General features: G+C 68.5%; 36 protein-coding genes. 7 read left to right on the top strand and 29 right to left on the bottom strand.

Features of this window, described 5'->3' with window-relative positions:
• Positions 1-37 precede the first annotated feature (37 nt).
• The 4 genes from ACWCSD_RS01885 to ACWCSD_RS01870 are packed head-to-tail and all read left to right on the top strand — an operon-like array spanning position 38 to position 3,421.
• Positions 38-946, top strand: a complete 909-nt coding sequence (locus ACWCSD_RS01885; protein WP_352362861.1) for an ABC transporter ATP-binding protein — start codon at positions 38-40, stop codon at positions 944-946.
• Positions 939-1,793, top strand: a complete 855-nt coding sequence (locus ACWCSD_RS01880; RefSeq protein ID WP_397165075.1) for an ABC transporter permease — start codon at positions 939-941, stop codon at positions 1,791-1,793. Before ACWCSD_RS01885 ends, ACWCSD_RS01880 begins: the two co-directional genes overlap by 8 nt.
• A complete protein-coding gene (locus ACWCSD_RS01875; RefSeq protein ID WP_352362865.1) occupies positions 1,790-2,704 on the top strand; it encodes an ABC transporter ATP-binding protein in 915 nt (304 codons plus the stop codon). Before ACWCSD_RS01880 ends, ACWCSD_RS01875 begins: the two co-directional genes overlap by 4 nt.
• On the top strand, positions 2,705-3,421 hold the full coding sequence (locus ACWCSD_RS01870; RefSeq protein WP_449912457.1) for an ABC transporter permease subunit: 717 nt from the start codon (positions 2,705-2,707) through the stop codon (positions 3,419-3,421).
• Positions 3,422-3,464: 43 nt separating this feature from the next.
• Here the strand turns inward: ACWCSD_RS01870 and glmM are convergent, their stop codons facing one another.
• The 3 genes from glmM to rplM are packed head-to-tail and all read right to left on the bottom strand — an operon-like array spanning position 3,465 to position 5,807.
• The gene (gene glmM / locus ACWCSD_RS01865) at positions 3,465-4,814 is read right to left on the bottom strand and encodes a phosphoglucosamine mutase (RefSeq protein ID WP_358282147.1); all 1,350 of its coding nucleotides are present in this window, start codon (positions 4,812-4,814) and stop codon (positions 3,465-3,467) included.
• Position 4,815: 1 nt separating this feature from the next.
• Positions 4,816-5,337, bottom strand: coding sequence for a 30S ribosomal protein S9 (gene rpsI, locus ACWCSD_RS01860; RefSeq protein WP_125644639.1), 522 nt, complete (start codon positions 5,335-5,337; stop codon positions 4,816-4,818).
• A gap of 26 nt (positions 5,338-5,363) precedes the next feature.
• A complete protein-coding gene (gene rplM / locus ACWCSD_RS01855; protein ID WP_352328322.1) occupies positions 5,364-5,807 on the bottom strand; it encodes a 50S ribosomal protein L13 in 444 nt (147 codons plus the stop codon).
• 322 nt (positions 5,808-6,129) lie between these two features.
• On the opposite strand from rplM, the gene ACWCSD_RS01850 reads away from it, so the two are divergent.
• The 3 genes from ACWCSD_RS01850 (at position 6,130) to ACWCSD_RS01840 (ending at position 11,497) form a co-directional block, all read left to right on the top strand.
• Positions 6,130-6,891, top strand: coding sequence for a CAP domain-containing protein (locus ACWCSD_RS01850; protein ID WP_364338135.1), 762 nt, complete (start codon positions 6,130-6,132; stop codon positions 6,889-6,891).
• A 54-nt stretch (positions 6,892-6,945) separates the two neighbouring features.
• Entirely contained in the window at positions 6,946-8,058 is a 1,113-nt protein-coding gene (locus ACWCSD_RS01845) for a hypothetical protein (protein WP_449912453.1), read from the top strand.
• A 1,330-nt stretch (positions 8,059-9,388) separates the two neighbouring features.
• A complete protein-coding gene (locus ACWCSD_RS01840) occupies positions 9,389-11,497 on the top strand; it encodes a hypothetical protein (RefSeq protein ID WP_449912451.1) in 2,109 nt (702 codons plus the stop codon).
• On the opposite strand, the gene truA is transcribed toward ACWCSD_RS01840, so the two are convergent.
• The 26 genes from truA to rplP all read right to left on the bottom strand — a co-directional run bounded on the left by truA (position 11,462) and on the right by rplP (position 25,908).
• Positions 11,462-12,340 (bottom strand): tRNA pseudouridine(38-40) synthase TruA, encoded by an 879-nt coding sequence (truA, locus tag ACWCSD_RS01835; protein ID WP_449912449.1) that lies wholly within the window; start codon positions 12,338-12,340, stop codon positions 11,462-11,464. The two genes, ACWCSD_RS01840 and truA, sit on opposite strands and share 36 nt — an antisense overlap.
• An 80-nt stretch (positions 12,341-12,420) precedes the next feature.
• Positions 12,421-12,957 (bottom strand): 50S ribosomal protein L17, encoded by a 537-nt coding sequence (gene rplQ / locus ACWCSD_RS01830; protein WP_449912447.1) that lies wholly within the window; start codon positions 12,955-12,957, stop codon positions 12,421-12,423.
• 159 nt (positions 12,958-13,116) lie between these two features.
• The gene (locus ACWCSD_RS01825) at positions 13,117-14,133 is read right to left on the bottom strand and encodes a DNA-directed RNA polymerase subunit alpha (protein WP_043623495.1); all 1,017 of its coding nucleotides are present in this window, start codon (positions 14,131-14,133) and stop codon (positions 13,117-13,119) included.
• A 103-nt stretch (positions 14,134-14,236) separates the two neighbouring features.
• On the bottom strand, positions 14,237-14,863 hold the full coding sequence (gene rpsD, locus ACWCSD_RS01820; RefSeq protein ID WP_352327498.1) for a 30S ribosomal protein S4: 627 nt from the start codon (positions 14,861-14,863) through the stop codon (positions 14,237-14,239).
• 23 nt (positions 14,864-14,886) lie between these two features.
• Complete coding sequence (gene rpsK, locus ACWCSD_RS01815) at positions 14,887-15,291, bottom strand: 30S ribosomal protein S11 (protein WP_020542285.1); 405 nt, start codon at positions 15,289-15,291, stop codon at positions 14,887-14,889.
• Positions 15,292-15,333: 42 nt separating this feature from the next.
• Positions 15,334-15,714 carry a 30S ribosomal protein S13 gene (gene rpsM / locus ACWCSD_RS01810; RefSeq protein WP_125644650.1) on the bottom strand — a complete coding sequence of 127 codons (381 nt, stop codon included), beginning with the start codon at positions 15,712-15,714 and terminating at the stop codon, positions 15,334-15,336.
• Between the two features lie 213 nt (positions 15,715-15,927).
• Positions 15,928-16,041 carry a 50S ribosomal protein L36 gene (gene rpmJ, locus ACWCSD_RS01805; RefSeq protein WP_003956441.1) on the bottom strand — a complete coding sequence of 38 codons (114 nt, stop codon included), beginning with the start codon at positions 16,039-16,041 and terminating at the stop codon, positions 15,928-15,930.
• Between the two features lie 24 nt (positions 16,042-16,065).
• Entirely contained in the window at positions 16,066-16,287 is a 222-nt protein-coding gene (gene infA / locus ACWCSD_RS01800; RefSeq protein ID WP_012887858.1) for a translation initiation factor IF-1, read from the bottom strand.
• Positions 16,288-16,563: 276 nt separating this feature from the next.
• The gene (locus tag ACWCSD_RS01795) at positions 16,564-16,941 is read right to left on the bottom strand and encodes a hypothetical protein (protein WP_397165063.1); all 378 of its coding nucleotides are present in this window, start codon (positions 16,939-16,941) and stop codon (positions 16,564-16,566) included.
• Positions 16,942-17,049: 108 nt separating this feature from the next.
• Positions 17,050-17,475: a DUF1707 SHOCT-like domain-containing protein gene (locus ACWCSD_RS01790; protein WP_449912444.1), complete on the bottom strand. Its 426-nt coding sequence runs from the start codon at positions 17,473-17,475 to the stop codon at positions 17,050-17,052.
• Between the two features lie 17 nt (positions 17,476-17,492).
• Positions 17,493-18,302: a type I methionyl aminopeptidase gene (gene map, locus ACWCSD_RS01785; RefSeq protein ID WP_352362891.1), complete on the bottom strand. Its 810-nt coding sequence runs from the start codon at positions 18,300-18,302 to the stop codon at positions 17,493-17,495.
• A 126-nt stretch (positions 18,303-18,428) separates the two neighbouring features.
• Positions 18,429-19,079 (bottom strand): adenylate kinase, encoded by a 651-nt coding sequence (locus tag ACWCSD_RS01780; RefSeq protein ID WP_352327494.1) that lies wholly within the window; start codon positions 19,077-19,079, stop codon positions 18,429-18,431.
• Positions 19,079-20,383: a preprotein translocase subunit SecY gene (gene secY / locus ACWCSD_RS01775; RefSeq protein ID WP_449912441.1), complete on the bottom strand. Its 1,305-nt coding sequence runs from the start codon at positions 20,381-20,383 to the stop codon at positions 19,079-19,081. The genes ACWCSD_RS01780 and secY overlap by 1 nt, the downstream gene beginning before the upstream one ends.
• A 171-nt stretch (positions 20,384-20,554) precedes the next feature.
• Entirely contained in the window at positions 20,555-21,010 is a 456-nt protein-coding gene (gene rplO / locus ACWCSD_RS01770) for a 50S ribosomal protein L15 (protein WP_352327492.1), read from the bottom strand.
• Positions 21,011-21,012: 2 nt separating this feature from the next.
• Positions 21,013-21,195 (bottom strand): 50S ribosomal protein L30, encoded by a 183-nt coding sequence (rpmD, locus tag ACWCSD_RS01765; RefSeq protein ID WP_080043226.1) that lies wholly within the window; start codon positions 21,193-21,195, stop codon positions 21,013-21,015.
• Positions 21,196-21,197: 2 nt separating this feature from the next.
• A complete protein-coding gene (rpsE, locus tag ACWCSD_RS01760; RefSeq protein ID WP_049572667.1) occupies positions 21,198-21,827 on the bottom strand; it encodes a 30S ribosomal protein S5 in 630 nt (209 codons plus the stop codon).
• A gap of 25 nt (positions 21,828-21,852) precedes the next feature.
• Positions 21,853-22,236, bottom strand: a complete 384-nt coding sequence (gene rplR, locus ACWCSD_RS01755) for a 50S ribosomal protein L18 (protein WP_125644663.1) — start codon at positions 22,234-22,236, stop codon at positions 21,853-21,855.
• Between the two features lie 2 nt (positions 22,237-22,238).
• Complete coding sequence (gene rplF / locus ACWCSD_RS01750; protein ID WP_352327491.1) at positions 22,239-22,781, bottom strand: 50S ribosomal protein L6; 543 nt, start codon at positions 22,779-22,781, stop codon at positions 22,239-22,241.
• 17 nt (positions 22,782-22,798) lie between these two features.
• Complete coding sequence (gene rpsH / locus ACWCSD_RS01745; RefSeq protein ID WP_125644666.1) at positions 22,799-23,197, bottom strand: 30S ribosomal protein S8; 399 nt, start codon at positions 23,195-23,197, stop codon at positions 22,799-22,801.
• Between the two features lie 145 nt (positions 23,198-23,342).
• Positions 23,343-23,528 carry a type Z 30S ribosomal protein S14 gene (locus ACWCSD_RS01740; protein WP_020542298.1) on the bottom strand — a complete coding sequence of 62 codons (186 nt, stop codon included), beginning with the start codon at positions 23,526-23,528 and terminating at the stop codon, positions 23,343-23,345.
• A 4-nt stretch (positions 23,529-23,532) separates the two neighbouring features.
• The gene (gene rplE / locus ACWCSD_RS01735) at positions 23,533-24,108 is read right to left on the bottom strand and encodes a 50S ribosomal protein L5 (RefSeq protein WP_352327490.1); all 576 of its coding nucleotides are present in this window, start codon (positions 24,106-24,108) and stop codon (positions 23,533-23,535) included.
• The gene (gene rplX / locus ACWCSD_RS01730; protein WP_449912437.1) at positions 24,108-24,404 is read right to left on the bottom strand and encodes a 50S ribosomal protein L24; all 297 of its coding nucleotides are present in this window, start codon (positions 24,402-24,404) and stop codon (positions 24,108-24,110) included. The genes rplE and rplX overlap by 1 nt, the downstream gene beginning before the upstream one ends.
• Positions 24,404-24,775, bottom strand: coding sequence for a 50S ribosomal protein L14 (rplN, locus tag ACWCSD_RS01725; RefSeq protein WP_090769698.1), 372 nt, complete (start codon positions 24,773-24,775; stop codon positions 24,404-24,406). The genes rplX and rplN overlap by 1 nt, the downstream gene beginning before the upstream one ends.
• A 191-nt stretch (positions 24,776-24,966) precedes the next feature.
• Positions 24,967-25,260: a 30S ribosomal protein S17 gene (gene rpsQ, locus ACWCSD_RS01720; RefSeq protein WP_357982781.1), complete on the bottom strand. Its 294-nt coding sequence runs from the start codon at positions 25,258-25,260 to the stop codon at positions 24,967-24,969.
• The gene (gene rpmC / locus ACWCSD_RS01715; protein WP_080047279.1) at positions 25,253-25,489 is read right to left on the bottom strand and encodes a 50S ribosomal protein L29; all 237 of its coding nucleotides are present in this window, start codon (positions 25,487-25,489) and stop codon (positions 25,253-25,255) included. The genes rpsQ and rpmC overlap by 8 nt, the downstream gene beginning before the upstream one ends.
• A complete protein-coding gene (gene rplP / locus ACWCSD_RS01710) occupies positions 25,489-25,908 on the bottom strand; it encodes a 50S ribosomal protein L16 (RefSeq protein ID WP_125644673.1) in 420 nt (139 codons plus the stop codon). The genes rpmC and rplP overlap by 1 nt, the downstream gene beginning before the upstream one ends.
• Position 25,909: the final 1 nt, after the last annotated feature.

The following is a 25,909-nucleotide window of genomic DNA, read 5'->3' as shown; positions in this document are numbered from 1 at the left end:
AGGCCAGGCCCACCCCGCGCCCGGTAGGGTCCGCCACATGCACATCCTCGCCACCGAGGGGCTGACCAAACGTTTCCCCACCGTCACCGCGGTCGACGGGCTCACGGTGACCGTGGGATCCGGCGTCACCGGGCTGGTGGGGGCGAACGGCGCGGGCAAGTCGACACTGATCAAGATGCTGCTCGGCCTGCTGCCGCCCAGCCAGGGCGCCGCGCGGGTGCTCGACCTCGACGTGACCGCGCAGGGCGCCGAGATCCGCCGGCTCGTCGGCTACATGCCCGAGCACGAATGCCTCCCTCCCGACGTCTCCGCGACCGAGCTGGTCGTCCACCTCGCCAGGATCTCCGGGCTGCCGCGCACGGCCGCCCGCGAGCGCGCCGCCGACGTGCTGCGCCACGTGGGCCTGGCCGAAGAGCGCTACCGCCCGATCGGCGGCTACTCCACCGGCATGAAGCAGCGGGTCAAGCTGGCCCAGGCTCTCGTGCACGACCCCAAGCTCGTCTTCCTGGACGAGCCCACCAACGGGCTCGACCCGCGCGGCCGCGACGAGATGCTGACGCTGATCAGGCGCATCGGCACCGAGTTCGGCATCAGCGTGCTGGTCACCTCCCACCTGCTGGGCGAGCTGGAACGCATCTGCGACCACGTGATCGTCATCGACGGCGGCCGGCTGCTGCGCTCGTCGGCGATCTCGGAGTTCACCCAGGCCACCCAGACCGTCACGGTCGAGGTCGAGGACGGCCTGGAGCCCCTGGCCCGGCGGCTGACCGAGACCGGCCAGACCGTCTCCCAGCAGGGCCGCCTGCTGGTGGTCAAGGTGCTCGGGCCCGAGACCTACGACGCCGTCCGCGACGCCGCCGTCGACCTCGACCTGTGCCTGATCCGCCTCGAACAGGGACGCCACCGCATCGAGGACGTCTTCAGGGAGGAGGCGGCCAATGTCTGAGATCTACGACATCGGCTACCGGCACTACGACGGCCCCCGCATGGGCGGCGCGTACGCCACCCGCGCGCTCACCGTCCACAGCCTGCGCGGCGTCTTCGGCCTCGGCCGTCCGGCGCGCAGCAAGATCGTGCCGTTCGCGCTGGTCGTCATCATGCTGCTGCCCATGGTGGTGTCGATCGCGTTCATGGCGCTGGCCAAGCAGCGCGGCATCCCCTACAGCGGGTTCGCCGTCGTCATGCAGGCCGTGGTGGCCATCTTCCTGGCCTCCCAGGCCCCCACGGTCGTCGCCCCCGACCTGCGCCACCGCGTGCTGCCCCTGTACCTGTCGCGGCCGATCTCGGTCTTCCAGTACGTGACCGCCAAGGTGATCGCGATGACCGCCGCGCTGTTCCTGCTGGTCGGCGGGCCCCTGACGCTGCTGTGGATCGGCGAGCTGGTCGTGGACATGCCGGGGCCGCCCGCCACCGGCGAGTACTTCGGCGCGCTGCTCATGGCGCTGGTGCTGGCGCTGCTGCTGTCGGCGTTCGGCCTGGCCCTCGCCTCGTTCACGCCGCGGCGCGGGCTGGGGGTGGCCTCGGTGATCACGGTCTACCTGCTGTCCTCGGCGTCGGTGCCGCTGCTCTACGGCACGATGCTCAACACCGGGAACGAGTCGGGGGCCGCCTGGGCCTGGTTGATGAACCCGTTCTGGCTGGTCGACTCGGTGCAGTCGTGGCTGTTCGGCACCCCGTCCCACGCCGACGGCCCGTACCCGAGCGGTCCCGCCTCGGCGGCGATCCTGGTGGTGCTGATCGGCGTCGGCCTGGCCGCTCTCGCGCTGCGCTACAGGAAGGCGGCCTCGCGATGAAGATCGAGCTCTCCCAGGTGTCCCGCTGGTACGGCAACGTGGTGGCGGTCAACGACGTGACCATGACGATCGGCCCCGGCGTCACCGGCCTGCTCGGGCCCAACGGCGCGGGCAAGTCGACGTTGCTGCACATGATGGCCGGGTTCCTGGCGCCGTCCGGCGGCTCGGTCACGCTGGACGGCACCCAGGTCTGGAAGAACCACCACATCTACCGAAATATCGGCCTGGTCCCGGAACGCGAGGGTGTGTACGGCTTCCTCACCGGCTGGCAGTTCGTCCTGTCCGCCGCCCGCCTGCACGGCCTCCCCGACCCCGTCGAGGCCGCCCGCAAGGCCCTGGCCACGGTCGAGATGGAGGAGCCGAAGGACCGCCGGGTGGAGACGTACTCCAAGGGCATGCGCCAGCGGGTCAAGGTGGCCGCCGCCCTCGTCCACGACCCGGCCGTGCTGCTGCTCGACGAGCCGTTCAACGGCATGGACCCGCGCCAGCGCCTCCACCTGATGGACCTCATCCGCGCCATGGGCACCGCCGGCAAGACGATCCTGTTCAGCTCGCACATCCTGGAGGAGGTCGAGCGGGTCGCCCAGCACATCGAGGTCCTGGTGTCCGGCCGGCACGCCGCCTCGGGCAACTTCCGCGAGATCAGGCGCCTGATGACCGACAGGCCCCACCTGTTCGTCATCCGGTCCAGCGACGACAGGAAGCTAGCCGCGGCCCTGATCCGCGACGAGTCGGCCGGCGGCATCACGCTCCGCCCGGACGGCCTGGAGGTCCAGGCGACCGAGTTGCGGCGCTTCGCCCGGCTGCTCCCCCGCGTCGCCCGCGACGAGGGTGTGCGCCTGCACCAGGTCTCCCCCGCCGACGAGGACCTGGAGAGCGTCTTCGCCTACCTGATCAACAGGAGCACCTGAATGAACACCGTGGTCGCGGGCATCACGTACCGCTCACTGCTCGGGCGTCGCCGCATCATCCTGCTCCTGCTGCTCCCGCTGGCCCTGATCGCCCTGGCCGTGCTGCTGCGCGTGGCGACCGGCGCCGACCAGAAGCTGGCCGTGGACCTGATGAAGGACTTCGCCATCAAGGCGATGCTGCCGCTGCTGGGGGTCATCGCGGGCACCGGCGTCATCGCGCCGGAGATCGACGACGGCACCGTCATCCACCTGATGTCCAAGCCCATCTCCAGGCCCGTGATCGCGCTGACCAAGTTCGGGGTGGCGGCCTCGCTCATGGCCGTGTTCGGGGCCCTGCCGACGTACGTGGCGGCCTGGATCCTGGTGGGCGGCGAGGACGGCATCGCGGCCGGCTTCGCCCTCGGCGCCCTGATCGCCGGCATCGCCTACGCCGCGCTCTTCCTGCTCCTCGGGGTCGTGACCAAGCACGCGGTCACGATCGGCGTCATCTACGCCCTCGTCTGGGAGGTCACCGTGGTGAGCGTCATCGAGGGGGCGGGCAAGTTCTCCATCCAGGAGTGGGCCATGGCCATCGCCGACCAGATCTCCGACTCGCCCTTCCTGGGGGCGAAGGTCGCGATGGGCTTCGCCGTGCCGGCGCTGGTCGTCGTGAGCGTGGGCGCGGTCTTCTGGGCCGGACGCAGGCTGCGGGCGTTCGCCCTCACCGGCGACGAGTAGCGGCCCGGCGGGTACGGCACGAGGCCGTACCCGCCCAGGCGCGTCAGGAGGCGCAGGCCGTACGGACCACGTCGGCCAGGCGGCCCGCCACCTGGTTGGCGTGCTCCTCGGAGGCGGCCTCCACCATCACCCGGATCATCGGCTCGGTGCCGCTCGGCCGGATCAGCACCCGGCCGGTCTCCCCCAGCTCCGCCTCGGCCTCGGCCACGGCGGCGATGAGCTCGGGCACCGACGCCTTGCCCTTGTCGACGTCCTTGACGTTGATCAGGATCTGCGGCAGCGGGGTCATCACCGAGGCCAGCTCCTTCAGCGGGACGCCCGACTTGGCCACCACGCCCAGCAGGTGGAGCGAGGTGAGCAGGCCGTCGCCCGTGGTGGCGTGGTCGAGCATGATGACGTGACCGGACTGCTCGCCGCCCAGGTTGAACCCGTCGGACTTCATGCGTTCGAGGACGTAACGGTCGCCGACCGCGGTCTCGATCACGGTGATGCCGCTCTCGCGCATCGCCAGCTTGAAGCCCAGGTTGGACATGACGGTCGCGACCACGGTGTCCTTGGACAGCAGGCCGTCGCCGTGCATGGCGGCGGCGAGCACCGCCATGATCTGGTCGCCGTCGACGACCGTGCCGGTGTGGTCGACCGCCAGGCAGCGGTCGGCGTCGCCGTCGTAGGCCACGCCCAGATCGGCGCCCCTGGACACGACTATCTGCTGGAGCTTGTCCAGGTGGGTGGAGCCGTGCCCGGCGTTGATGTTGAGCCCGTCGGGTCTGGCTCCGATGGCCTCGACCCGGGCGCCCGCCCGCACCAGCGCCTCGGGCGCGACCATGTGGGCGGCGCCGTGCGCGCAGTCGACCACGACGTGCAGGCCGTCGAGCGCGGCGGTCATCGTGGTCAGGACGTGCGAGATGTAGCGGTCGGCCTCGCCGTACGCGTCGCGCACGCGGCCGACCCCCGAACCGACGGGGAAGGACCAGCTCTCACCGAGCCGTCGCTCGATCTCGTCCTCGACCGCGTCGGACAGCTTGAAGCCGCCCCTGGCCAGGAACTTGATGCCGTTGTCCGGCGCCGCGTTGTGCGAGGCGGACAGCATGACGCCGAGGTCGGCGCCGAGCGCGGCGGTGAGATGGGCGACGGCCGGGGTGGGCAGCACGCCGAGGCGCAGCACATCCACTCCGGACGCCGCGAGGCCGGCGACCACTGCGGCCTCCAGGAACTCCCCGGAGGCTCGCGGGTCCCGGCCCACGACGGCCACGGGACGACGTCCCGTGGCCGCGAACGCGCCCGCATCACCGAGTACATGGGCGGCCGCCACGGACAGGTCCATGGCGAGCTCGGCCGTGAGGTCGCGACCAGCGACCCCACGTACCCCGTCGGTGCCGAAAAGGCGCGCCAATTTAGCGCTTGCTGTACTGCGGAGCCTTGCGGGCCTTCTTGAGGCCGTACTTCTTCCGCTCCGTGGCGCGGGCGTCACGGGTGAGGAAGCCGGCCTTCTTCAGCGGCGGGCGGTTGACGTCGACGTCCAGGATCGCCAGGGCGCGGGACAGGCCCATGCGCAGCGCGCCGGCCTGGCCGGTGACGCCGCCGCCGTCGATGCGCGCGATGACGTCGAACGCCTCTTCGGCGCCGAGGACCACGAAGGGCTCGTTGACGATCTGCTGGTGGACCTTGTTCGGGAAGTAGACGTCCAGCGAACGACCGTTGATCGTCCACTTGCCGGTGCCGGGGACGATGCGCACGCGGGCGATCGCCTCCTTGCGGCGACCGGTGCCGTACGAGTTACCCGTGGTGACGGGCTTGCGCACGGGCGCGTCAGCGCTGGCAGCGGACTCGGTGGTGTACTCGGACGGGAAGTCCTCGCCGGAGAATTCCTCCAGCTCGGTCTCGACGACCGTCTCGACACCGGTGGGCTCAGCCACGGTTCTCCTCTAACTCTTTCGAACTACTACTGGGCGATCTGGGTGATCTGGAACTGCACCGGCTGCTGGGCCTGGTGCGGGTGGTCGGAACCCGCGTAGACCTTCAGCTTCTTGGCCATCTTCCGGCCGAGGGAGTTCTTCGGCAGCATGCCCTTGACGGCCTTCTCGACGGCCTTCTCCGGCCGCTTGTCCATGAGCTCGCCATAGGTGACGGAACGCAGACCGCCCGGGTAGCCCGAGTGACGGTACGCCTTCTTCTGCTCACGCTTGTTACCGCTCAGCGCAATCTTGTCGGCGTTGATGACGATGACGAAGTCACCGGTGTCGACGTGGTTGGCGAAGATCGGCTTGTGCTTGCCGCGGAGCAGGTTCGCGACGTGGCTGGCCAGCCGGCCCAGCACGACATCGGTCGCGTCGATGACGTACCACTGACGCTGGACGTCGGCGGGCTTCGGTGAGTACGTGCGCACGGTCGTAGCCTTCTTTTGCTCGCGTCTTCGGCGCTGTCGGATGCGACAGCTACATGGGTCGGTCGGTGCGGGCACACGGCAGCCCGGACCTTCCGTCTCCCGAGCCCGATGGGCTTGACGATGGGAGATGACGCCGGACGCGCCGCGCATCGGTCACGCTGGACCTATGCACACAACGAACGATTAGGTTACCCGCCTATCGGCGCGCAGGTCAAAAGACCGGTAACCCTGCACGAGTCTACCTGACAGCAGAACGGTTCCATTTCGTTTCCCTGGGATCCCTTCTTTCCCAGTACCCGACATCTCTATCGTTAGCTGCGGTATGTGGCGGAACTCTCACACCCGGCAAACCCAGCGGGGCGCGCGGCGCCGGAACAGCCTGGGCGTGCTGGCCTGCCTGATGGCCGCGCTGTTCACCGGCGTGCTGCTCGGCCGGCTGTCCGACGACGTCGAGCCCACCGCCCACATCTACCTCAACGAGACCGCCCCGCCGGCCGCGGCCACCGCGCGTCCCGCGCCCACCGCAGGGCAGAAGGCCCGGCCCGAGCTGGACCGCATCCCGCGACAGGCCAGCACGGTCAGGACGCCGCGCGGCAGGTCCACCCCGAGGCCCACGAAGACCCCCGAAGGGCAGATCGCCGGCTTCGACGCCGCGGACGACCCCACCCAGGTGTTCACCGGCGGCGGCGACCAGGCCAAGGTGATCCCCGGCATGGCCGCCCGGGTCGTCACGCTCACCAACGCCGCCCGCGCCGAGCACGGCTGCGGGCCGCTGCGGGTGGACGGCAGGCTGGGACGCTCGGCGCGCGAGCACTCGCTGGAGATGGCGCGCACCGGGCAGCTCGCCCACAACTCCCCCGACGGCGCCTCCCCCTGGGACCGCATGGACCGCGCCGGCTACCACTGGGGCGCCGCCGAGAACATCGGCAACGGCTACAGCACGCCCGAGCAGGCCGTACGCGGCTGGCTGGACAGCCGCGACCATCGCAGGAACATCCTGGACTGCACCCTCAAGGCCATCGGCGTCGGCGTCGCCGCCGGACCGGACGGCCCATGGTGGACCCAGGACTTCGGAACTCAATGACGAACATCACGGTAATGTCTCCGCATGGTTTCCAACGGCAATGAGGAACGTGGCATGGACAGCGGTCCCCGCCGTTTGCGCAGGGAGCGCGCCGCCGAGAGCGAGACCACTCAGCAGTCTCCGTTCCCGCCGCCGCCGTCCTCGCAGGCTCCGTCCTCGCAGTCCCCTTTCCCTGGGCCTTCGCAGCCGCCGCAGTCCGCCCGCACCGGCCAGTTCCTGCCGCCCGAGCAGCCCGGCCAGCCGGGGCCGTTCGGTCAGTCCGGATCGTTCGGCCAGTCCGGGTCGTTCGGCCAGTCGGGGTCGTTCGGTCAGCCGCCGTATTCGTCGCAGTCCGAGCAGTCGGCGCAGCCGGGACAGCCGGGACAGCCGGGCCAGTCAGGGCAGGCGGCGGAGTCCGAGCAGCCGCCGCAGCCACAGCAGAGCCGGGTCGGCTGGAGCCCCTACGACGAGGGCCGGCGCTCGCGCGCCCCGCTGTACTTCGCGATCGGCGGCGTCCTGCTGCTGGGCCTGCTCGGCGGCGGACTGGCGCTGATGTGGAACGCGGACGGCCCCAGCACCGCCGAGGCCGGCGCCCCCACCAGGACCTCCGCGCCGCTCCCCTCTGCCCCGCCCGGCAAGTACGGCTTCGCCGCCGAGCGCAAGACCGACCCCGACCCGATCACGGTCAAGGAGATCTTCGGCTCGACCAAGAAGATCAACGTCTCGGGCCGCTCGTACGAGATGACGGTCACCAGCAAGGACAAGAAGTGCACCGACGGCGCCCTGGGCGACAAGCTCCAGAAGGCACTCAAGTCGGGCAAGTGCACCCAGCTCCTCCGGGCCAGCTTCCGCGACAAGTCCGGCAAGGTGATCGGCACGATCGGCGTGGCCAACCTCAAGACGAGCGGCACCGCCAGCAAGGTGGCCAAGGTCGGCGACGCGAGCAACTACGTCAAGCCGCTGGCCGGCAAGGACAGCGTCACCAAGATGCTCGGCTCGGGCAGCGGCGGCGCCAAGATCTCGGCCCACGGCCACTACGCGATCATGGTGTGGTTCCAGAACAAGGACGGCAGCAAGCCGGACAAGAAGGAATCGAAGCGCATCCTCGAAGCCATCAAGGACCTCAGCGACGCGACCGTCTTCAAGGCTCTGGACAACCGTTCGATGACGGGGAGCGCGCTCAGCTGAACCGGCATCTCACCCGATAACCCCCCAAAGAGGGCAGCGGATCCCGTGGGGAACCCCCATACCGACATAACGATCTCGCTACTCTCGCTAGGCTCGCCTCATGCGTGGCCAGGAACCCGGGTCTGAGCACGATCGCAGGGAAGCCGACCGTACGACCGCATCACCGATGCCACCGCCGAGTTTCGGCCGCATCGGCAGCGGCGTCCCGTCGGCGTTCTCTCCGTCAGGTGAGCCGACCGGCGACGAGACGCGGGTTCCAGGTGGCACTCCACCGGAGCCCGAGGAGACGTCCACCGGCGTACAGCCGTGGGAGGTGGCCGACGACGACTCGGCCCCCTACGACTGGTTCGCCGACGACGCCCCCGACACCACCGCTCCACCATCCCCGACCTCCCCCGCCTCCGCTCCCCACCCCTCCATCAGCACCCCCTTCGGCACCCCCTTCGGCACCCCAGTCGCCTCCTCCGGACCCCATGCCCCAGGCGCGTCCTCCGGGCTTCGCTCGCCAAGCGCCGCCTCAGGGCCCGCGGCCCCAAACGCCGCCTCAGGGCCCAGTGCCCTTTCCGCGACCTCCGGCCACCGCGCGGGGGGCTCCTCCGAAGCTTCTGGCCCCTTCAACGTCCCTGGGCATCACGCCCCCTACGGAGCGCCCGTCCCCACCACCGGCGCCCCCTTCGCGCCTCCCGAGGCCGGCGCCCCCCAGGGCCCGAGTATCGACGAAGACACCGTCGCCGCCATACGGGTCCCCCGCAGAGACACCGGCCCCTGGCCAACCGGCACGCCGAACACCCCCACCGGCGCTTCCCCAGCTCCCACCGGCGCTCCCCCCACCCCAGCCTCGGCCTCGGGCCCCGCGGCCTCCGGTTCCGGCATCCCCGGCACACCCTTGCCCGGCCCCAACCCGGGAGCCCCCACCTCCGCCCCCGGCACCTCGGGAACGCCTGCCTCCACGTCCCACATGCCCGGAAGGCCCGTCTCGGCTTCCGACCCCGCGGGGATTGCCGGTGCCCCCGAGTGGGCTGTTGACGCCCCGACGAGGCCCGCCTGGGCCCCCCAGATCTCCGACGCAGCCGGCGAGCCGTCCCGGTCGTCCGCCCAGCCCGCCTGGGCCCCCCAAGCCCCCGACCAGGCCGCCACGCCGCCCAGAGCCGTCACCGACCCCGGACGCCCCCTCGGCACCCCAACCGAAGCCGGCTGGGGCCCCAGGCCGTCCAGCGAGACCGGGCCGAGCGCAGGCACCACCGACACACCCGCCTGGGCTCCCCAAACCCCCGACCAAGCCGCCTGGACCCCCAGAAACGCCACCGAAGCCACCTGGGGCCCACAGCCCGTGAACGACGCCAGCTGGAACCAGCACCAAGGGGGCAACCCCGCCCAGGGCTCGCAGCCAGAGGACGACGCCTCCTGGACCCCTGCCCCTGGCCAGTGGGCCGCCGTCCCGGAGGAAGACCCTCCCGCCTGGCGAGGCCAGTCGGCCGCGCCGGGTGCGCCGCCGTGGGAGCAGCCAGGGCCGGTCGTACCGGGTGCGCCGCCGTGGGAGCCGCCTCCCGCGTTCACGGCCGCCGCCGCGGGCCTTCAGGTGTGGCCCGCCCCGGTCGCCGACCCGCACGTCATGCCTCCCTGGCCCGCCGCCACGGGCGAACTCGTAGCCGAGCCGGACACCGACGACCCGGCCCTTGGCGACCCCACCGCCCGATTCCCGACCACCCAGGTCGGCCGCCCCACAGAGCCGCCGGTCACCCCGTCGACCGCCGCGACCGGCACCGCCGCCTCCGGCGTGCCCGCCGACCCGAACGCCACCGCACCGGCGTTCCCCCACGACCCCGCCACGCCGTACGACCAGGACGCCGCCCCGTACGCCCCCAGCCACCCGCCGTACCCCGCCGACGCCCTCGACACCCCGGACGCCGCACCACACGACGGCCCTGACGCCGCACGGTTCGGTTCCGAGCCCGCACAGTTCGGCCCCGACGCCGGACGCTTCGCCCCCGAGGCCGGTTCATACGAGCCGGACGCCGGTTCGTACGAGCCCGATGCCGGGTCATACGAGCCCGATGCCGGTTCGTACGACCCCGATGCCACCCGTCCGGGCGGCATCCCCAAGGCGGCCCACTACTTCGACCCCGAGGCCGCCAAGCGCGACGCCGCCGCCACCGTCCAGCAGCACGCCACCCCGCCCCCTCCCCACGAGGAGCACGACCCGGCAGCCCTGGACACCCCGCCTCAGGGCATGCGCGCGTCCGACCCCCGCGAGGAGCCCACCGGCCCCATGCGGACGGCCCACTACGTCGAACCCCACCCCACCAACCCGACGGGCCGCCCCCCGGAGCCGGGCGACGTCCCCGTATGGCCCCCCATGCCCCCCGCCGAGGAGAAGCGCCCGGAGGACAGGCACCCGGACGAAAGCCCCGACGAGGCGACGCACCGCGCAACCGGCCACTCTTCCGACGCGCCCGCACAGAACACCCACCCAGCAGAACAGAGCCAGGACGACAGGCAGGCCAAGCCCCAGCCTTCACCAGAGCCGCGTCAGGACCCGTCCCCCACCCAGGACAAACTCCCCGACCTGCCCTTCAACCAGGACCTGTGGACGAAGAGGCCCGGCACCGCCCTGGACCTCCCCACCCCGCCCCACGGCACGCCCACCTTCCCACCCGGCGCGTTCAGGCAGCCCCCGTTCCAGATCCCGCCCCCACCGCCCCCGGCCCGCGGCAAGAGCAAGCGAGCCCTGCTCGTGACCCTCGGCGCCCTGGCCCTGGCCGGCGTCGCGACCGGCGGCTTCTTCGCCTACCGCGCGCTGAACACCGCCCCGCCGGCCGCCACGACCGCAGGCGCCACCCCCGCCCCGCCCACGCTGCTGCCCACCTCGGAGCTGACCACCAGCCCGCCCGCCGACGTGCCGGGGGCGTCCATGCTCAATTCGGAGGAGACCGACCCGAAGAAGATGTCCCTGACGGAGGCGTTCCCGAAGAAGAAGGTCTCCGCCGCCGGCACGACGTTCACCAGGGTCAAGACCGACACCGAGACGAGCTGCGACAAGGCGGCGACCGGCGCGTTCGCCGACGCGCTGCGCGAGCGGAAGTGCAGCCGGATCATCCGGGCCACCTTCGTCGACAGCAAGCGCCGCTACGCCGTGACCACCGGCATCGCGGTGCTGCCGACCAAGGAGGACGCCGTCCAGACCGACCTGGCCAAGAACCTCCCGCGCAACGTCTGGTTCCGCGCGCTGCCGGGTGCGAAGGGAAGCGGGGGCGAGCGGGTGTCCATCGCCGGCGGCTACGCGGCCGGCCTGGTGTGGGGCAGGTACATCGTCTTCAGCTACGCCACCCACGCCGACGGCCACACCCCGGACGCCGGCGACAAGACGCTGGCCAAGGTCAGCGGGGCGTTCCGGGACCAGACCTCACTCGTCCTGGAGCGCCGCGTCACCAAGGGCTGAGAGCGTGCGGACCCGCCGGGTGGCGGCGGCCCGCGCGGCGAGTTCGTCCGCCGCCGGGTAGCCCACCTCCTCCAGGCACAGCCCGTGCGCGGGCGCGACGTGCACCCCGGAGTCCCGTACGGCCCGGGTCAGCACCTGGCCGGGCCACTCCACCGGCCGCCGCCCGTCGCCCGCGGCCAGCAGTGAGCCCACCAGCGCCCGGACCATCGAGTGGCAGAACGCGTCCGCCACGACGGCGGCCACCAGCACGCCGTCCGCCTCGCGCGTCCACTCCAGGCGCTGCAGCTCCCTGATCGTCGTGGCGCCCTCGCGCTTCTTGCAGAACGCCGCGAAGTCGTGCTCGCCCACCAGCCGCCGGGCCGCCTCGTTCATGGCGTCGAGGTCCAGCGGACGGCTGTGCCAGACCACCTCGTGCCGCCGCAGCGGATCGACCCCGCCCGCCGTGTCGCACACCCGGTACGCGTACCGCCGGAACATCGCGGAGAAACGGGCGTCAAAGCCCTCAGAAGCCACCGAGACCCGATGAACGCGTACATCCAGCGGCAGGATCCCACCCAGCCGCCGGACGAGCGCAGAGAGCCGCTCATCGAGCTCCAGGGGCCCGCGGTTGCCGTCGAGCTCGGCCAACGACGCGGTCGGCACGTCCACGTGCGCCACCTGGCCGCGCGCGTGCACGCCCGCGTCCGTACGCCCGGCCACGGTCAGCGCGGCGGGCTCGCCCAGGCGCAGGATCCTGGTGAGCGCCAGCTCGATCTCACCCTGGACCGTACGGCGACCGGGCTGCCTCGCCCATCCGGAGAAGTCGGTCCCGTCGTATGCCAGATCCAGGCGGAGCCGTAGCACGATCGTCCCTTTCGCGTTCACGGAAAAGGGCCCGGACCCCCGCGAAGGGGGTCCGGGCCCGATTCAACCAGCCTGAGAGATCAGGCCTCGTCCTTCTTCGCCTCGGCCTCGGCGGCCGGAGCCTCCTCGGCGGCAGCCGGGGTCTCCTCGGCGGTGGCCTCGGGCGCCTCGGTCTCGGCGGCCTCGGTCTCCTCGGCGGCCGGAGCCGGAGCGGCAGCGGCGGCCGGAGCCTCGGTACGGCGGGTGGTGACACCGTTCAGCGGCTCGGACACCAGCTCGATGACGGCCATCGGAGCGTTGTCGCCCTTACGCGCGCCGACCTTGGTGATCCGGGTGTAACCACCCGGACGCTCGGCGAACGTCACCGCGATCTCGGTGAACAGGTGGTGAACCACGCCCTTGTCCTTGACCACGGTCAGGACCTGGCGACGGTTGTGGATGTCGCCCTTCTTCGCCTTGGTGATCAGGCGCTCCGCCAGCGGACGAAGGCGCTTGGCCTTGGCGACCGTCGTGCGGATCTTGCCGTGGCGGAACAGGTCCGTGGCGAGGTTCGCCAGGATCAGCCGCTCGTGCGCCGGGCTGCCGCCAAGACGTGCACCCTTGGTGGGCTTGGGCATTGCTTTCTCCTCTTGGGTTAACCCGCCCCGGCCGTACCAGGTACCGGAGTCGGGCCGGCCGCAGTCACCACGACTGGGCCGTTACGTTCGTCACGCGCCGAGCGGCTGGGCCACTCGGCGCGTGCGGGGCACGTGCGGAGACGGGTCTCCGCACGAGGCTCAGTACTGCTCGGTCTCGACGTACGCGCTGTCGTCGTCGTCGTAGCCGCCGCCGGCCACCGCGCTCGGGTCGAACCCGGGCGGGGAGTCCTTGAGCGCCAGCGACATCTCGTGCAGCTTCTGCTTGACCTCTTCGATCGACTTGGCCCCGAAGTTCCTTATGTCGAGAAGGTCCTGCTCGCTGCGGGCGACGAGCTCACCCACGGTGTGGATGCCCTCGCGCTTGAGGCAGTTGTAGGAGCGAACGGTCAGGTTCAGCTCCTCGATCGGCAGCGCCAGGTCGGCGGCCAGGGCGGCGTCGGTCGGCGACGGGCCGATGTCGATGCCCTCGGCCTCGACGTTGAGCTCACGGGCCAGGCCGAAGAGCTCGACGAGGGTCTTGCCGGCCGAGGCCACCGCGTCGCGGGGCTTCATGGCGGGCTTGGTCTCGACGTCGAGGATGAGACGGTCGAAGTCGGTGCGCTGCTCGACTCGGGTCGCCTCGACCTTGTAGGTGACCTTGAGCACCGGGGAGTAGATCGAGTCGATCGGGATGCGCCCGATCTCCTGGCCCGGCTGCTTGTTCTGGGCGGCGGAGACGTAGCCGCGACCGCGCTCGACGGTCAGCTCCATCTCCAGCTTCGCCTTGCCGTTGAGCGTGGCGATGCGCAGCTCGGGGTTGTGCACCTCGACACCGGCCGGAGGCGCGATGTCGGCGGCGGTGACCTCACCCGGGCCCTGCTTACGCAGGTACATCACGACCGGCTCGTCGTGCTCGGAGGAGACGACCAGCTCCTTGAGGTTCAGGATGATGTCGGTGACGTCTTCCTTGACCCCGGGAACGGTCGAGAACTCGTGCAGCACGCCCTCGATGCGGATGCTCGTCACGGCCGCGCCCGGGATGGACGACAGCAGCGTGCGACGCAGCGAGTTGCCGATGGTGTAGCCGAAGCCCGGCTCCAGCGGCTCGATGACGAACCGGGACCGGGTCTCGTCGATCGACTCTTCGAGAAGAGTCGGGCGCTGAGCGATCAGCATGGTGGGTTCTCCCCTTGTCGTGTGGCGCCCGCTATATGACGCCACTCCGATAAACAGTCTAGTTCGGGTACGGAAATCCGCACCCGAACTAGGACGTCAGTGACTACTTGGAGTAGTACTCGACGATGAGCTGCTCTTGGACCTGGGTGTCGATCTGCTGGCGAACCGGCAGCTGGTGGACCAGGACGCGGAGCTTCTCCGGCACGACGCCGAGCCACGCGGGAACCGTGCGCTCGCCCGCGGTCGCCCGAGCGACCTCGTAGGGCAGCAGGTTGCGCTTGGTCTCGCGGACCTCGATGATGTCGTGCTCGCGAACGCGGTACGACGGGATGTCGACCTTCTTGCCGTTCACCAGGATGTGGCCGTGGCGCACCTGCTGGCGGGCGGCGTCACGCGACTGGGCGAAGCCGGCGCGGTAGACGACGTTGTCGAGACGGCTCTCCAGGATCTGGAGCAGCACCTCACCCGACTTGCCGCTCTTGCCCGCGGCCTCCTCGTAGTAGTTGCGGAACTGCTTCTCGAGGACGCCGTAGATGCGACGGGTCTTCTGCTTCTCGCGAAGCTGAAGCTGGTACTCGGACTCCTTGGGGCGTCCGCGGCCGTGCTCACCCGGCGGGTAAGGACGGATCTCGATGGGGCACTTGGCGGACTCGCACTTGCTGCCCTTGAGGAAGAGCTTGGTCTTCTCGCGACGGCAGAGCTTGCAGTCCGCGCCCGTGTAACGAGCCATTTCTCAATATCTCCTGGGGAAATTCAGACGCGGCGGCGCTTCGGCGGACGGCAGCCGTTGTGCGGGACCGGCGTGACGTCCTGGATCGAACCCACCTCGAGGCCGGTGGCCTGGAGGGAGCGGATCGCGGTCTCGCGGCCGGAGCCGGGACCCTTGACGAACACGTCGACCTTGCGCATGCCGTGCTCCATGGCGCGGCGGGCGGCGTTCTCGGCGGCCATCTGGGCGGCGAACGGGGTGGACTTACGGGAGCCCTTGAAACCCACGTGGCCGGCGCTGGCCCAGGAGATCACGTTCCCGTTCGGGTCGGTGATCGAGACGATCGTGTTGTTGAACGTGCTCTTGATGTGGGCGTGCCCGTGAGCGACGTTCTTCTTTTCCTTGCGGCGCACCTTCTTCGGGGCACCCTGACGGCTCTTAGGAGGCATTGTTTGCCATTACTCCTGAGATCTTCGGTCCGCGGCTGTGGACTACTTCTTACCGGGCTTCTTCTTACCGGCGACGGTCTTCTTCTTGCCCTTACGGGTACGCGCGTTGGTCTGCGTGCGCTGACCGTGGACCGGAAGGCCCTTGCGGTGCCGGATGCCCTGGTAGCAACCGATTTCGATCTTGCGACGGATGTCGGCCTGGACCTCGCGGCGCAGGTCACCCTCGATCTTGAAGTTCGCCTCGATGTAGTCACGCATCGGGACGAGCTCGGTGTCGGAGAGCTGGTGCACGCGGAGGTCGCCGCTGACACCGGTCGCCTGGAGGATCTCCTGGGCGCGGGTGCGGCCGATTCCGTAGATGTAGGTGAGAGCGATCTCCAGCCGCTTCTCGCGGGGGAGGTCGACGCCAACCAGGCGAGCCATGGTCGGGCATTCTCCTTCTTTTGGGCGGAGGTCTTGCGCCGCACTACCCCTCCCCATGCCCGGGGTGAGGGCCCCGGCCTCCGACCGGGGGTCTCCTGAGTGGTACGGATCGCTCCGCCGGCCCAGGTGTGAGACGCGATTACTGTCGCGGGCTCCTCATGCGTCGAGCCCGCTCCCTAAATCGGGGCGGACTCGGAGAAACCTTGCGTACGACTAACCCTGACGCTGCTTGTGGCGCAGGTTGTCGCAGATCACCATGACGCGACCGTGCCGGCGAATCACCTTGCACTTGTCGCAGATCTTCTTGACGCTCGGCTTTACCTTCATTGTCCTTCGTGTTCCTCAGACGTCTTACTTGTATCGGTAGACGATCCGCCCGCGACTCAGGTCGTAGGGGCTCAGTTCAACGACTACCCTGTCGTCCGGCAGAATTCGGATGTAGTGCATCCGCATCCGTCCGCTGATGTGGGCCAGGACCTTATGGCCGTTGTCGAGCTGCACCCGGAACATGGCGTTCGGGAGCGACTCAACCACAGTGCCCTCGATCTCGATGGCGCCGTCTTTCTTGGCCAAAATCCCTCGCGTTTCACTGATCGGTCGTCTGAGGCTCCGGTTCACTAAGCAGCCGCGACCTCACGCTTCGAAGAGAGCGGCGATCGGCAAAGACCGCCGACGCGTGATAGTCATAGTGAGCCGACTAAGGAGTGTACGACACCTGAGCCCAAAACGCGAAACGCGTGCCAGGTGTCCTGACACAACCATGTAAGAGTCTACCCCACGGCCCATACTCCTTCGACCGCACACCGAAGGACCCGCCGGGCGGACCGGCGAGCCCTTCGCGGAGTGCTCCTAGTAGATGCGGTGCCGGTCACCGCAGTACGTGGACGAGCCGCCCCAGCACGTCCAGGTGTAGATCTTCCTGATCCCCCGGCCGGACCAGGTCTCGTCGTGGCTCCCGTCCCACTTCCGGGAGAACTGGTGCCAGCTGCCGTTCGCGTAGTACCGGAACCACACGTAGCCGAACTTCGGCGTGGCCTCCTTGCCGTACCAGTGGGTGTAGACCTTGCCGTGCGACCGGTACGTGCTGCCGTGCGTGTATGCCTTGTGGTTGGCCGCGTAGAACGTGCCCCACCCCCCGGACGAGGCCGCCTGGGCGGCGGGGGCGACGGCGAGACCGGTGACGGCGATCGAGCCGGCGAGGGCGGCGGCTGCGAGGACCTTGCGCATCTGATTCCTCCGTGAGTCGTGTTCCCGACACGGCACACGCTAGGAACCAGCGCCGCCCCGCACTGCGGAGGAATACACACAGTGCATTACGGCACACACGGCTCCGGGCTAACTGCGCTTCGGCCCGTTCCCGAAGATCGTGCTCATCAGCAGGATCGCGCCCCAGGGCCCCATGACCCACAGCGGCCACGGATAGATCATGTGATCGGACGAGACGCTCACGATCAGCCAGATCACCCAGTTGATGGCGCTGGCCGTGGCCCAGGCGCCCCAGGCCGCACGCATGCCCGGATGCAGGTTGCCGCGCGTCGCGGGCGCCGCCTCGGACTTCGCCGGCCGGTGGCGCAGGTCGACGTCGGGCAGGTCGGCGGTCAGCTTGGCCAGGTCACCGTAGGTCTTGCTCTTGTAGAGCTCTTCGAGCCGCTCGTTGAACTCGTCCATCGTGATGCGGCCCTGCGCGGTGTGCTCCCGGAGGATGGCGGCCACCCGATCGCGGTCGACGTCCGAGGCACGCATCTCGGGGCTGTTCGCCATTCCACCACTCCCGGGGGTCAGGGCTGAAGGTGACTCAGGCGCTCTTCGCCACCGTCCAGGGCGGTAAGCACCCAAGGTCCATTATGTGTCACCGCGACGCTGTGTTCGAAGTGCGCCGAGGCCTTCCCGTCGATCGTCACGACCGTCCAGTCGTCGGACAGCACGCGGGTGCGCTCGGTGCCCAGGTTCACCATGGGCTCGATGGCCAGGCACATGCCCTCCTCCAGCAGCGGGCCGCGGCCCGGCTTGCCGTGGTTGGCGATCCACGGGTCCATGTGCATCTCGGTGCCGATGCCGTGGCCGCCGTACTCCGGGGGGATGCCGAAGCGGCCCTGAGTCTTGACGTAGCGCTCGATCTCGTAGCCGATGTCGGACAGGTGGCGGCCGACCTTCAGCGCGGCGATGCCGCGCCACATGGCCTCCTCGGTGACCCGCATCAGCTCGGTCAGCTTCGGGTCGACCTCGCCGACCGGCACCGTGACGGCGGAGTCGCCGTGCCAGCCCTCCAGGATCGCGCCGCAGTCGATGGAGATGACGTCGCCCTCGCGCAGCTTGCGGGCGTCCGTGGGGATGCCGTGCACCACTTCGTCGTTGACGGATGCGCAGATCGTCGCGGGGAAGCCCTGGTATCCCTTGAACGACGGGATCGCGCCTTCGTCCCTGATCGCCTTCTCAGCGATGGAGTCGAGGTCGAGCGGCGTCATGCCCGGCTCGACGGAGCGCTTCAGCAGATCGAGCGTGCGCCCGACCACCAGGCCGGCGGCCCGCATCTTCTCCAGCTGCTCGGGCGACTTGATCTGGATTCCGTGTCGGTTTCTCTTGAACATTGTTCGGCACCCCCCGGGGTTTCTGACGGGCCTCGTGGGAGCCCCAATTCCCCCACAATAGCCGCACACAAAAAAGCAAGGTGGCACGGAGATCCGTGCCACCTTCGCAGGAGATCGTGTCCGGCGTCATCCCAGGTACGGGCGGATCGCCTCCATGGCCCGCTGCGTCACCTCTTCGACCGGCCCGGTCGCGTCGACGCCCACGAGGATGCCCTCGTCGACGTAGTACGAGACCAGCGGCGCGGTCTGCTCCTGGTAGACCTCCAGGCGGTGCCTGACGGTCTCTTCCTTGTCGTCGTCCCGCTGGAACAGCGCGCCGCCGCAGGCGTCGCACTTGTCGTCCTTCTTGTCGTCGAACTCCACGTGCCAGATACGGCCGCACTGGCTGCACGTGCGCCGCCCCGCCAGCCGCCGGACGACCTCGTCGTCGTCCACGACCAGCTCCAGCACCAGGTCGAGCTCCAGACCCCAGTCCTTGAGCATGTCGCGCAGGATCTCCGCCTGCGCGACGTTCCTCGGGAAGCCGTCGAGCAGGAACCCGTCCTGCGCGTCGTCCTCGGACAGTCGGTCGCGGACCATGGCGATGGTGACCTCGTCGGGCACGAGATCGCCACGGTCCATGTAGGTTTTGGCCAGCTTGCCGAGGTCCGTGCCGCCCGAGACGTTGGCACGGAAGATGTCACCTGTCGAGATCTTCGGGATGGACAGGTTCGATGCGATGTACTGGGCCTGTGTCCCCTTACCCGCTCCGGGGGGCCCGACGAGAACGAGACGCACTACCGCAGGAAACCTTCGTAGTTACGCTGCTGGAGCTGGCTCTCGATCTGCTTCACCGTGTCCAGGCCGACACCAACCATGATCAGAATGCTCGTCCCTCCGAACGGGAAGTTCTGGCTAGCCCCGGCCACCGCCAGCGCGACGATCGGGATCATGGAGATCAGACCCAGATAGAGCGCGCCGGGCGCGGTCAGACGGGTGAGCACGAAGTTCAGGTATTCAGCCGTCGGACGGCCGGGACGGATGCCCGGAATGAACCCACCGTACTTCTTCATGTTGTCGGCGACTTCAGCGGGGTTGAACGTAATCGACACGTAGAAGTACGTGAAGAAGACGATCAGCACGAAGAACGTGATCATGTAGACCGGGTGGTCGCCCCTGACCAGGTACTGGGAGATCCACTGCACGACCGCGTTGTTCGAGGTCGGGAAGAGCGAGGTCAGCAGCTGCGGCAGGTAGAGCAGCGACGAGGCGAAGATGACCGGGATGATGCCGGCCTGGTTGACCTTGAGCGGGATGTACGTCGAGGTGCCGCCGTACATCCTGCGGCCCACCATGCGCTTGGCGTACTGGACCGGGATGCGGCGCTGCGCCTGCTCGACGAAGACCACGGCCGCGATCATGAAGACACCGACGACCATGACGACCGCGAAGGTGAACTTGTTCGCCTGGAAGATGTTGGTCAGCTCGGACGGGAAGACCGCGACGACCTGGGTGAAGATCAGGATGGACATGCCGTTGCCGACGCCGCGGTCGGTGATGAGCTCACCGAGCCACATGATCACCGACGTGCCGGCCGTCATGATGATGACCATCGTGACGATGCCGAAGATGTTGTCGGGGTCGAGCAGGACGTCCTGCTGGCAGTTGGGGAAGAGCTGGCCGGACCGCGCGAGCGCGATGAAGGCGGTCGACTGGAGGATGCCGAGGCCGATGGTCAGATAACGCGTATACTGCGTGATCTTGGCCTGGCCCGCCTGGCCTTCCTTCTTGAGAGCCTCAAGACGTGGAATCACCACGACGAGCAGCTGAAGAATGATGCTCGCGGTGATATACGGCATAATGCCCAGCGCGAACACCGACAGCTTCAGGAGCGCACCACCACCGAACAGCTGCACCATCCCATAGATGTTGCCGGTGGCTCCGTTACGGGCCTGATCGAAACAGGCCGCGAGGTTCTGGACGTGAACTCCCGGAGTCGGAAGAACCGAGCCGAGACGGAACAGCGCGATGATGCCCAGGGTGAAGAGCAACTTCTTGCGCAGGTCCGGTGTCCGGAACGCCCGGGTAAACGCGGTCAGCACGGTCCCTCCTGCGCGCCTTTATGGCGATGTGAGTATGCGGTGGTGCGGGGATCTGCCATGTCAAGTCTCAAGTCAAACGAGCCGGACAGAATCCTGCCGTCTCGCCGAACTCTAACGCACTAAGGGCGTGGGGGCCCATTGTCGGAACCCCCACGCCTCGTCATAGCGGAGCTACAGCTCGGTAACGGAACCACCGGCGGCGGCGATCTTCTCCTTCGCGGCGGACGAGAAGGCGTGAGCCGTAACGTTCACAGCGACGGAGATCTCGCCGGTGCCGAGCACCTTCACGAGCTGGTTCTTGCGAACGGCGCCCTTGGCCACCAGGGCCTCGACGGTGACGTCGCCACCCTCGGGGAACAGCTCGCCGAGCCTGTCCAGGTTGACGACCTGGTAGGTCGTCTTGAACAGGGCGTTGGAGAAGCCCTTGAGCTTCGGCAGACGCCTCTGCAGCGGCACCTGGCCACCCTCGAAGCCGAGGGGAACCGTGGTACGGGCGTGGCTGCCCTTGGTGCCGCGACCGGCCGTCTTGCCCTTGGACGCCTCGCCCCGACCCTTGCGGATCTTGGACTTGTTGGCACCCGGAGCAGGACGCAGGTCGTGAATCTTGAGCGGAGCCTTGTCAGTCATGACTAGTCGACCTCTTCCACCTCGACGAGGTGCGTCACCACGGACACCATCCCGCGAATCTCGGGACGGTCCTCCTTGACGACGACATCGCCGATTCGCTTCAGGCCAAGCGAACGCAGCGAGTCACGCTGGTTCTGCTTGCCACCGATCTTCGAGCGAACCTGAGTGATCTTCAGGCGTGCCATGACTAGCTCACCGCCTTCGCGGCCGCGGCCTCGGCGATGCCCTCGCGCTGAGCCTTGAGCATGCGGGCCGGAGCCACGTCCTCGATCGGCAGGCCACGGCGGGCGGCGATCTCCTCGGGGCGGGAAAGGCCCTTCAGAGCCGCCACGGTGGCGTGCACGATGTTGATCGGGTTGTCCGAGCCCAGCGACTTGGACAGCACGTCATGGATGCCGGCGCACTCCAGGACCGCGCGCACCGGGCCACCGGCGATGACGCCGGTACCGGCCGACGCCGGACGCAGGAAGACGACACCGGCCGCCTCCTCGCCCTGCACGGTGTGCGGGATGGTGCCCTGGATGCGGGGCACCTTGAAGAAGTGCTTCTTGGCCTCTTCGACGCCCTTGGCGATGGCCGCGGGGACTTCCTTGGCCTTGCCGTAACCGACGCCGACCAGGCCGTTGCCGTCACCGACGACGACGAGGGCGGTGAAGCTGAAGCGACGACCACCCTTCACGACCTTGGCCACTCGGTTGATCTTCACTACGCGCTCGATGTACGAGACGCCCTTGTCGGCGGCGCCACCGCGGCGATCGTCACGACGGTCCCGCCGCTCGCCACCGGTGCCGCCACCGCGACGCGGAGCTGCAGCCATCAGTGGTTCCTCTTCTCAGTTGCCATCAGAATTCCAGCCCGCCTTCGCGGGCGCTGTCCGCCAGAGCCGCGATGCGACCGGCGTAGCGGTTGCCACCGCGGTCGAAGACGACCTTGGTGATCCCGGCTTCCTTGGCCCGCTGAGCGAGGAGCTCGCCGACCTTCTTGGCCTTCTCCGTCTTGTCGGCCTCAAGGGTGCGCAGCGAGGCGTCCATGGTGGAGGCGCTCACCAGCGTGTGACCGACGGAGTCGTCCACGATCTGGACGAACATGTGACGGGTCGAACGGTTGACGACCAGGCGCGGACGCTCGGCCGTACCGACGACGAACTTGCGGACGCGGCGGTGACGGCGAGCCCGCGAGACGGTGCGGGCAGCCGTGTGCTTGCTGAACGCAGTCTTCGGAGCCATGCCTACTTACCAGCCTTTCCGACCTTGCGGCGGATCTGTTCGCCCTGGTAACGCACGCCCTTGCCCTTGTACGGGTCAGGCTTGCGCAACTTGCGGATGTTGGCCGCGACCTCGCCGACCTTCTGCTTGTCGATGCCGTCCACGTGGAACAGGGTCGGCTTCTCGACGCGGAAGGAGACACCCTCGGGGGCGTCGACGATGACCGGGTGGCTGAAGCCCAGCGAGAACTCCAGCTGCGTCGGGCCCTTGGCCTGGACGCGGTAACCGACGCCGACGATCTCCAGGGACTTCGTGTACCCCTGGGTGACGCCCTGCACCATGTTGGCGATCAGCGTCCGGGACAGGCCGTGCAGCGCACGGACCTTGTTCTCGTCGTTGGGCCGGGAGACGGCGATGGCGCCGTCGTCGTCACGACCGACCGTAATCGGGTCCGCGACCGTGTGAGAAAGCGTGCCCTTCGGGCCCTTGACCTGGACATCCTGGCCGGTGATCGTGATGTCTACGCCACTGGGCACAGGGATGGGCAGCCGTCCGATTCTCGACATGCTGTGATTCCTCCCCTCTACCAGACGTAGGCGAGGACTTCGCCGCCCACGCCACGCTTGCCGGCCTGCTTGTCAGTCATGAGACCGGCGGACGTCGAGATGATCGCGACGCCCAGCCCGCCCAGAACTCGAGGCAGGTTGTCCTTCTTCGCATAAACCCGCAGACCGGGCTTGGAAACCCGGCGCAGGCCCGCGAGCGAACGCTCACGGGTAGGCCCGAACTTGAGCTCCACCACGAGGTTCTTTCCGACCTTGGCGTCTTCGACGGCCCAGGACTGGATGTAACCCTCCTGCTGGAGGATCTCGGCGATGTGCGCCTTGATCTTCGAATACGGCATCGACACGCTCTCGTGGTACGCCGAGTTCGCATTGCGCAGACGCGTCAGCATGTCTGCGATGGGGTCGGTCATCGTCATGGCCAGTGGCCTTCCTCGCCGCGGTTTCCAGTCGGCCAAGCAGCGCTCTGCCGGTGGACCTTCGGCGCGGTCATGGACGCGAAGCGTCCTGTCTTCTTCTGAACATGGACTCCGGGGGACGACGCGGAGCCGCCCCCCAGAGTATCTACCAGCTCGACTTGGTGATGCCGGGCAGCTCGCCCCGGTGCGCCATCTCGCGGAAGCACACGCGGCACAGACCGAACTTGCGGTACACCGCGCGCGGACGACCGCAACGCGAGCACCGGGTGTAGGCCCGGACCTCGAACTTCTGCTTGCGCCCCGCCTTGGCGATCAGCGACTTCTTCGCCATTGGATCAGGCCTCCTTGAACGGGAAGCCGAGGAGCTTCAGCAGCGCCCGGCCCTGGTCGTCGTTCGTCGCGGTGGTCACGACCGTGATGTCCATGCCCCGCGGGCGGTCGACCTTGTCCTGGTCGACCTCGTGGAACATGACCTGCTCGGTCAGACCGAACGTGTAGTTGCCGTTGCCGTCGAACTGCTTCGGCGACAGGCCGCGGAAGTCCCGGATACGGGGCAGCGCCAGCGCCAGCAGGCGGTCGAGGAACTCCCACATACGGTCGCCGCGCAGCGTGACGTGCGCGCCGATCGGCATGCCCTCACGCAGCTTGAACTGCGCGATGGACTTGCGCGCCCGAACGACGGCCGGCTTCTGGCCGGTGATCGCGGTGAGGTCGCGTACGGCGCCTTCGATGAGCTTGGAGTCGCGAGCCGCCTCACCGACACCCATGTTGACCTTGATCTTGGTCAGGGCCGGGATCTGCATGACGTTCTCGATGCCGAACTGCTCGCGAAGCTGGGCCGCGATCTCCTCGCGGTACTTCGTCTTGAGTCGCGGCGTCGGGCGCTCGGTCTCAGTGGTCGTGGCGGTCATCAGCTGTCCTCACCCGTCTCCTCGGCCTTGTCGGCCTTCTTGTCGGCGGGCTTCTCGTCCTTGAGCTTCTTCACGTTGGACACGTGGATGGGGCCCTCCATCGTCTGCACGCCGCCGGTCTTGGCGCCACGCGGACCCTGGAGAGACTCCTTGGTGTGCTTCTTGATCATGTTGACGCCCTCGATCACCACGCGGTCCTCGCGCGGGTACGTGGCGATGACGTGACCCTTGGCACCCTTGTCCTTGCCGGCGATGACCTGAACCAGGTCACCCTTCTTCACATGCAGCTTCGGCATTACAGCACCTCCGGGGCGAGCGAGATGATGCGCATGAACTTCTTGTCGCGCAGCTCGCGGCCGACCGGGCCGAAGATACGAGTGCCACGAGGGTCACCGCTGTCCTTGATGATGACGGCGGCGTTCTCGTCGAAGCGGATGTAGGAGCCGTCGGGCCGGCGGCGCTCCTTGACCGTGCGGACGACGACGGCCTTGACCACGTCGCCCTTCTTGACGCCCGTGCTGCCCGGCAGCGCGTCCTTGACAGTGGCGACGATGATGTCGCCGATACCGGCGTAGCGTCGGCCCGAGCCACCGAGAACACGGATGCAAAGGATCTCCTTCGCACCAGTGTTGTCGGCGACCTTGAGCCGCGACTCCTGCTGGATCACTTGAACTCCTGTTAGTCGCGCCGGTTCTCATCTCTGAGCCTGGCGGAACCTGTCGTTGTCTTGTTCCCACGGCCACAGTCCACGAAGGGGCCGCACCGCAGGCGACGCGAGGCCCGGAGGACCTCGCGTCCTTGGACGCCGTCATGGGGGCCCTGAGGCCCCCACGAGGCGCGGTATATCCGAGAAGAGCCTTACTTGGCCTTCTCGAGGATCTCCACGACCCTCCACCGCTTGGTGGCGGAGAGGGGGCGGGTCTCCATGAGCAGCACGCGGTCGCCGACGCCGCAGGCGTTGGCCTCGTCGTGTGCCTTGTACTTGGTCGTACGGCGGATGACCTTGCCGTACAGACGGTGCTTGACGCGGTCCTCGACGGCGACGACGACGGTCTTGTCCATCTTGTCGCTGACGACCAGGCCCTCACGGACCTTGCGGAAGTTCCGCGCGTCGTTCGCCTCGGTGGTTCCGGTGGTCTCGGTCTCAGCCATCGCTCGTCTCCTTCTCGACCGTGACGATGCCGAGCTCACGCTCGCGCATCACGGTGTAGATACGGGCGATCTCGCGGCGGACGGCGCGCAGCCGCCCGTGGCTCTCCAACTGACCGGTCGCTGCCTGGAAGCGGAGGTTGAACAGCTCCTCCTTGGCTTCCTTGAGCTTCTGGACCAGGGTGTCCTGGTCCTCCACTCGCAGCTCGCCGGCGGTCAGGCCCTTAGCCATCACGCCTCACCCACTTCACGCTTAACGATCTTGCACTTCATCGGCAGCTTGTGGATCGCCCTGGTGAGCGCCTCACGCGCGACCGACTCCGCCACGCCGGACAGCTCGAACATCACGCGTCCGGGCTTGACGTTGGCGATCCACCACTCCGGCGAACCCTTACCGGAACCCATGCGGGTCTCGGCCGGCTTCTTGGTGAGCGGACGGTCGGGGTAGATGTTGATCCACACCTTGCCGCCACGGCGGATGTGACGGGTCATGGCGATACGAGCGGACTCGATCTGGCGGTTGGTCACGTAGGAGTGCTCAACAGCCTGAATGCCGAACTCGCCGAACACGACCCTGGTGCCGCCCTTGGCGGCTCCGCTGCGGTCAGGCCGGTGCTGCTTGCGGTGCTTGACCCTGCGCGGGATCAGCATG

The organism is Nonomuraea sp. NPDC001684 (assembly GCF_053596515.1).
Note: the sequence above shows the minus strand (reverse complement) of the source record. Positions and strands in the feature narration are given on the sequence as shown.